At 77.5% G+C, this 5,421-nt stretch carries 4 protein-coding genes; 3 read left to right on the forward strand and 1 reads right to left on the reverse strand.

Features of this window, described 5'->3' with window-relative positions:
- The 3 genes from lanM to IEZ00_RS19760 form a co-directional block, all read left to right on the forward strand.
- A partial coding sequence (gene lanM / locus IEZ00_RS36825) for a type 2 lanthipeptide synthetase LanM (RefSeq protein WP_229795905.1) occupies positions 1-1,649 on the forward strand: 1,649 nt, incomplete at its 5' end.
- Positions 1,646-1,849 (forward strand): hypothetical protein, encoded by a 204-nt coding sequence (locus IEZ00_RS19755; RefSeq protein WP_189224755.1) that lies wholly within the window; start codon positions 1,646-1,648, stop codon positions 1,847-1,849. The genes lanM and IEZ00_RS19755, both read left to right, overlap by 4 nt.
- Positions 1,850-2,001: 152 nt before the next feature.
- Positions 2,002-4,902, forward strand: a complete 2,901-nt coding sequence (locus IEZ00_RS19760) for a helix-turn-helix transcriptional regulator (RefSeq protein WP_189224756.1) — start codon at positions 2,002-2,004, stop codon at positions 4,900-4,902.
- Positions 4,903-4,955: 53 nt separating this feature from the next.
- On the opposite strand, the gene IEZ00_RS36830 is transcribed toward IEZ00_RS19760, so the two are convergent.
- The coding region (locus IEZ00_RS36830; RefSeq protein WP_229795906.1) for a DUF4241 domain-containing protein at positions 4,956-5,421 on the reverse strand (466 nt) is incomplete at its 5' end.

Raw genomic sequence — 5,421 nt, forward strand, 5'->3', positions numbered from 1 at the left:
TGCTCTACGACCACCGGGCGCGGCTGATCGGCCCGGACGGGCTGCTGCGCCGGTTCGCCGACGCGCCCGCGCGGTTCGTGCCCAGGGCCACCCGCCTCTACGGCATGCTGCTGGACGAGTCGACGCACCCGGACGTGCTGCGCCGCGCCGAGGACCGCGACCTGGCGCTGGCCCTGCTGCGCGACGAGTCCGACGACGAGGTGCTGAGCGCGCTGGTGCCGCACGAGCTGGCCGACCTGTGGGCGGGCGACGTGCCGCTGTTCACCACCCGCCCCGGCAGCCGGGACGTGTGGACCTCGACCGGCGAGCGCCTGCCGGACCTGCTGCCGGAGTCCGGGCTGGCCGCCGCCGAGCGCAAGGTCGCCGCGCTGGACGAGGTCGACCGGCACGAGCAGCAGTGGGTGATCCGCGCCGCGCTGGCCAGCAGGCCCCGCCCGGTGCGGCACCGAGGCGGCGAGCCGCTGCCCGGCCCGGTCGCCGCGTGCGCGCCGGACCCGCAGCGGCTGCTGGTCGCCGCGTGCGGCCTCGCCGACGAGGTGCTGGCCCGCGCCGCCACCGACGGCCACCGGGCCAACTGGCTGGGCCTGGAACTGGTGGACGACCGGTACTGGGCGGTCGCGCCGATGGGCGCGGGCCTGTCCACCGGCTACACCGGTGTCGCGCTGTTCCTGGCCCAGCTGGGCGCGCTGACCGGCGCGTCGCGCTACACCGAGTTCGCCCGCGCCGCGCTCGCGCCGGTCCCCGACCTGCTGCGCCGCTTCACCGACGACCCCGAGCTGGCCGTGGCGGTGGGCAGCGGCGCGTTCCACGGCATGGGCGGCGTCTGCTACGCGCTGGCCCGGCTGGCCGCGCTGCTGCGCGACGCGGAGATCACCGGCTGGCTGCGCGCCGCCGTGGACGTCGCCGCCGAGGTCGAGGCGGCGGGCCAGGAGGCCCCGGACCTGGTCGAGGGCTGGGCGGGCGGACTGGCCGCGATGGTCGCGGTGCGCGAAGGGGGAGGCGCACCGCGAGCCGGGCGACTGGCCGACGCCTACGCCGACCGCCTGCTGGCGGCCGACGCGGGCGGCGACGGCTTCGCCCGAGGCCGGGCGGGCGTGGGCTGGGCGCTGCTGCGCCACGCCCGCTCCGGCGGCCAGTCCCGGCACGCCGCGGCGGGCCGGGCCCACCTGCGGGCCGACCGGGCGCTGCGGCAACGCCTGCTGGACGTGGGCGAAGCCGACCACAGCTGGTGCGCGGGCCTGTCCGGGGCGGTGCTGGCCCACCTGGCCCCGCCCGACCAGCCGGTCGACACCCACACGCTGCACCTCGACCGCTGCCTCAACGCGCTGGCGGTGCACGAACCGCTGCGCGACCTGAGCCTGTGCCACGGGGAGCTGGGCGTGGTGGAAGCGCTCACCGCGCTGGCCGAGCGCGGGCACGACCGGGCCGCGGCGGCCCGGACCCGGCGCGCGGGCCTGGTGCTCGGCGCGCTGGAGCAGTACGGAGCGCGGTGCGGCACCCCCGGCGGCGTGCCGTCGGCGGGCCTGCTCACCGGCCTGTCCGGCATCGGCTACGGCCTGCTCCGCCTCGGCTTCCCCGAGCGGGTGCCCTCCGTGCTCCTGCTCGAAGTCCCGAAGGAACCGACACTGCCCGAGGAGACGATCCGATGACGACCGACGACCCGCGCACCACCCACACCTGGCAGGAGGAGCAGGACGGCGACCACCCCGCCGGGGAGATGGTGCTGCGCCGCAAGTCCAAAGCCGGGGCGAGGGCCCGCGCGCTGGCCGGGATGACCCTGGCCATGGGCGCGTGCGCCGTGGTGGCCGCCGGACTCCAGGACACCACCGTGAGTGCTCCTGGCGTGTGAGAGAGCTCGCGTGAGGGGGAGGGGGCCTCACGCGGGGGGCTCCTCGTGCGGTGGTGGGGGCCACCAGGCGAGGACTGCGGGGCCGGACTGCCCGCTTCTTGGGGGTGCGGGCAGTCCGGCGCGCACGTGGTCGGCATGGCTATGGTCGGCTCATGCAGACCCGCGCGCCGGTCGTCGTCGGCCGCGACGAGGAGCTCCGCGAGCTGGAGCGGGCGCTGGCCGACGCCGCCGCCCGCCGCGGGCGCGCGGTGTTCCTGGTCGGGGAGCCGGGCATCGGCAAGACCAGGCTGGCGCGGGTGGCCGCCGGAGCGGCCTTCGACCGGGGGATGCGGGTGCTGCGCGGGCGTGGCAGCACGATCGGGCCGATGGTGCCGTTCCGGCCGCTGGCCGAGGCGCTGATGTCGTTGCTGCGCGGCGGCGACGGCCCGGAACTGCGGGAGCTGGGCCCGTACCAGCCCGCGCTGGGCAGGCTGGTGCCGGAGTGGGGCGCCGGGGCGCCGGAGGGCCTGTCGCTGGTGGTGCTGGCCGAGGCGGTGCTGCGGCTGCTGGCCGCGGTGGGCCGCGAGCGGCCGTGCCTGCTGGTGCTGGAGGACCTGCACGACGCCGACGCGGAGACGCTGGCCGTCGTGGAGTACCTGGTGGACAACCTGGACCAGCAGCCGGTGGTGCTGCTGGTGACCACCCGCGCCGACCCCGGCCCGGCGCTGGAGGTGGTCCGGCTGGCCGCGCAGCGGGAAGCCGGGGCGCTGCTGGAGCTGAGCGGGCTGACCGAGGACGAGGTGCGCCGGATGGCCGCCTCCTGCCTGGAGGTCGACCCGGCGCGGGTGCCCGACGAGGTGGCCCGGCGGCTGTGGGACGACAGCGCGGGCAACCCGTTCGTCGTCGAGGAGATGCTGCACGGCATGGTCAACGGCGGCCTGCTGGTGCGCGGCCCGGACGGCTGGCGGGTGCTCGGCGAACTGCGCATCGGCGTGCCGACCGCGCTGGTGCGCAGCATCGCCCACCGCACCGACCGGCTCGGCGAGCAGGGCCGCGAGCTGCTGTCGGTGGCCGCGGTGCTGGGGCACCGGTTCCCGCTGTCGGTGCTGCGCGCGGTGACCGGGCTGGACGACCGCGCGGTGCTCAGCCACCTGCACGCCGGGGTGGCCGCGCAGCTGGTGACGCCGGACGAGCCGGTGCCCGACTGGTACGCCTTCCGCCACCCGCTGACCGCCGAGGCGCTGCTGGCCCGGCTGCCCCCGGCCGAGCGCGCGGAGCTGTCCCGGCGCACCGCGGACGCGGTGCAGCGGCTGCACCCGGACCTGCCCGGCGAGTGGTGCCCGCTGGTGGCCTCGCTGCGGCTGGACGCGGGCCAGAGCGCGCAGGCCGGGGCGCTGCTGGCCGAGGCGGGCCGACGGGCGCTGGCCGACGGCGCGGCCGGGTCCGCGGTGCGGCTGCTCGACCACGCCCACCGGTTGCTGGCCAGCCAGGTCGACGTGGACATCCGGGCGGACGTGCTGGACTCGCTGCTGCCCGCGCTGGGGGAAGCGGGCCAGTTCGAGCGGGCCTTCGCGCTGACCGACGCGCTGGCCGAGCTGAGCGCGGCGGGGCTGAGCCGGTCCCGGCGCGCCCAGCTGCACATCCGGCTCGCCCGCGTCGCCCACATCGCCGGGCGCTGGGACTACGGCAACGCGCAGGTGGAAGCGGCGCGCGCGCTGCTCGGGCCGGACGCGCCCGCCGAGCGGACCGCGCAGGTCGACGCGGTGGCCGCGTTCCTGGCGCTGGACACGCCCGGCCCCCGGCGGACCGAGGCCGCCGCCGTGCTGGCCCGGCGCGCCGCGGAGGCCAGCACCGACCCGCAGGTCGGCTGCCAGGTGTGGCAGCTGCTGGGCATCCTGGCCCGCGAGCGGGACCTGGGCGAGGCCGCGGCGTGCTTCGAGCGGGCGCGCCGCATCGCCGAGGAGCACGGGATGCCGATCCAGCGCAACTACGCCGCCGTGCGGCTGGCGGGCATGCGGTGGCTGGCCGACGCCTCCACCGCCGAGCTGCTGGAAGCGCGCGAGGAGGCGCTGCGGGTCGGCGCGCTCGCGGTGGCCTACAACGTGGATGCGATCCTGGCGCTGGACGCCGTGCTGCGCGGCCGCTACGCGGACGCCGAGGACATGCTCCAGCGGTGCTGGGAGGCCACCAACCGGCTCCAGCTGCGCGCGCTGACCCGGTACGTGCTCATGACCAGGGCGACCGCCGCCGCGCACCAGGGCAAGCGCGCGGAGCTGGAAGCGGCGCTGGTGGACTTCCACGAGCGGGGCGGGGTGGGCTCGCAGGAGCGCCCGCTGTGCTTCGGCCTGGCGCGGGCGTTCTGCGCGCTGCTGGAGGAGGACCGCGACCTGGCGCGGCAGGACCTGGCGCGGGCCACCGCGTTCGAGGCGGAGCACCCCTCGACGTTCTACCTGTCCGGCACGCACGGCCTGGGCTTGCTGCTGGGCGCGCTGGCGGGCGAGGTGGACCGGCGGCGGCACGCGGAGGTCACCGCGCTCGCGGCGGCCTCGCTGCGGTGGAACCGGGTGTTCGGCCAGTTCGCCGACGCGGTCCTGCTCGGCCGCGAGGGCCGCGCCGCCGAGGCCGCCGCGGCGGTGCGCGCGGGCCGCGACGCGGCGGCGGTGTTCCCGCTGGCCAGGCACCTGGGGCTGCGGCTGGTGGCCGAGGCGGCGGTGGCGGAGGGCTGGGGCGAGCCGGTGCCGTGGCTGCGCGCGGCCGAGGAGCACTTCCACGCCGCGGGCCGGTCCGCCGTGGCCAGCGCGTGCCGGGGGCTGCTGCGGCAGGCGGGCGCCTCGGTGCCGCAGCGGCGCACCGGGTCCGAGCAGGTGCCGGGGCAGCTGCGCGCCCTGGGCGTGACCGTGCGGGAGTTCGAGGTGTTCCGGCTGCTGGCGGGCAGGCTGGGCAACAAGGCCATCGCGACCCGCCTGCACATCTCGCCGCGCACCGTGGAGAAGCACGTGGCCAGCCTGATCACCAAGACCGCGCAGCCCGACCGCGAGGCGCTGAGCAGCTTCGCCGCCACCCTGGACACCTGACACGCTCGTGAGCACCACCCGCCCCCTCCACGAGTGGTGCCCACGGGCGGGGATCAGCTCACCGGAACGGCGGGCTGCGGGGTCGCCCGGTGCAGGACGAGCAGGTCGACGACGAAGCAGGCCACGGAGCCGTCAGCGGCGCGACCGACCCACGTCGGGTACGAGCCGTCGCCCCAGCCGCTGCCGAAGGCCACCAGCGCCGCACCCGACACCGGGTCGGCCACCCGCTCCGAGGCGCCGCCGATCAAGCGCTCGGCGATCTCCTCGAAGGACCGGTCGAAGATCGGGTCCAGCGCCTCGGCCGCGTCCGCGTCGACGAAGCAGGCCGTGCCCGAGTCGACGCCGAAGCCGTAGAACTCCCCGTCGCCGAGCAGCCGGTCGTCCTGACCCGGCCGCAGCGCCAGGTGCCAGGAGGCCACCGGCTCGGCCGAGACGACCAGCTTCGCCGCCGCCACCCGCTCGTGCTCCGGGTCGTCGACGAACCGCACCACCGCCAGCTCCACCCGGTAGTCGCCGGGC

The organism is Saccharothrix coeruleofusca (assembly GCF_014648515.1).
In the GTDB taxonomy this organism is placed as follows: domain Bacteria; phylum Actinomycetota; class Actinomycetes; order Mycobacteriales; family Pseudonocardiaceae; genus Actinosynnema; species Actinosynnema coeruleofuscum.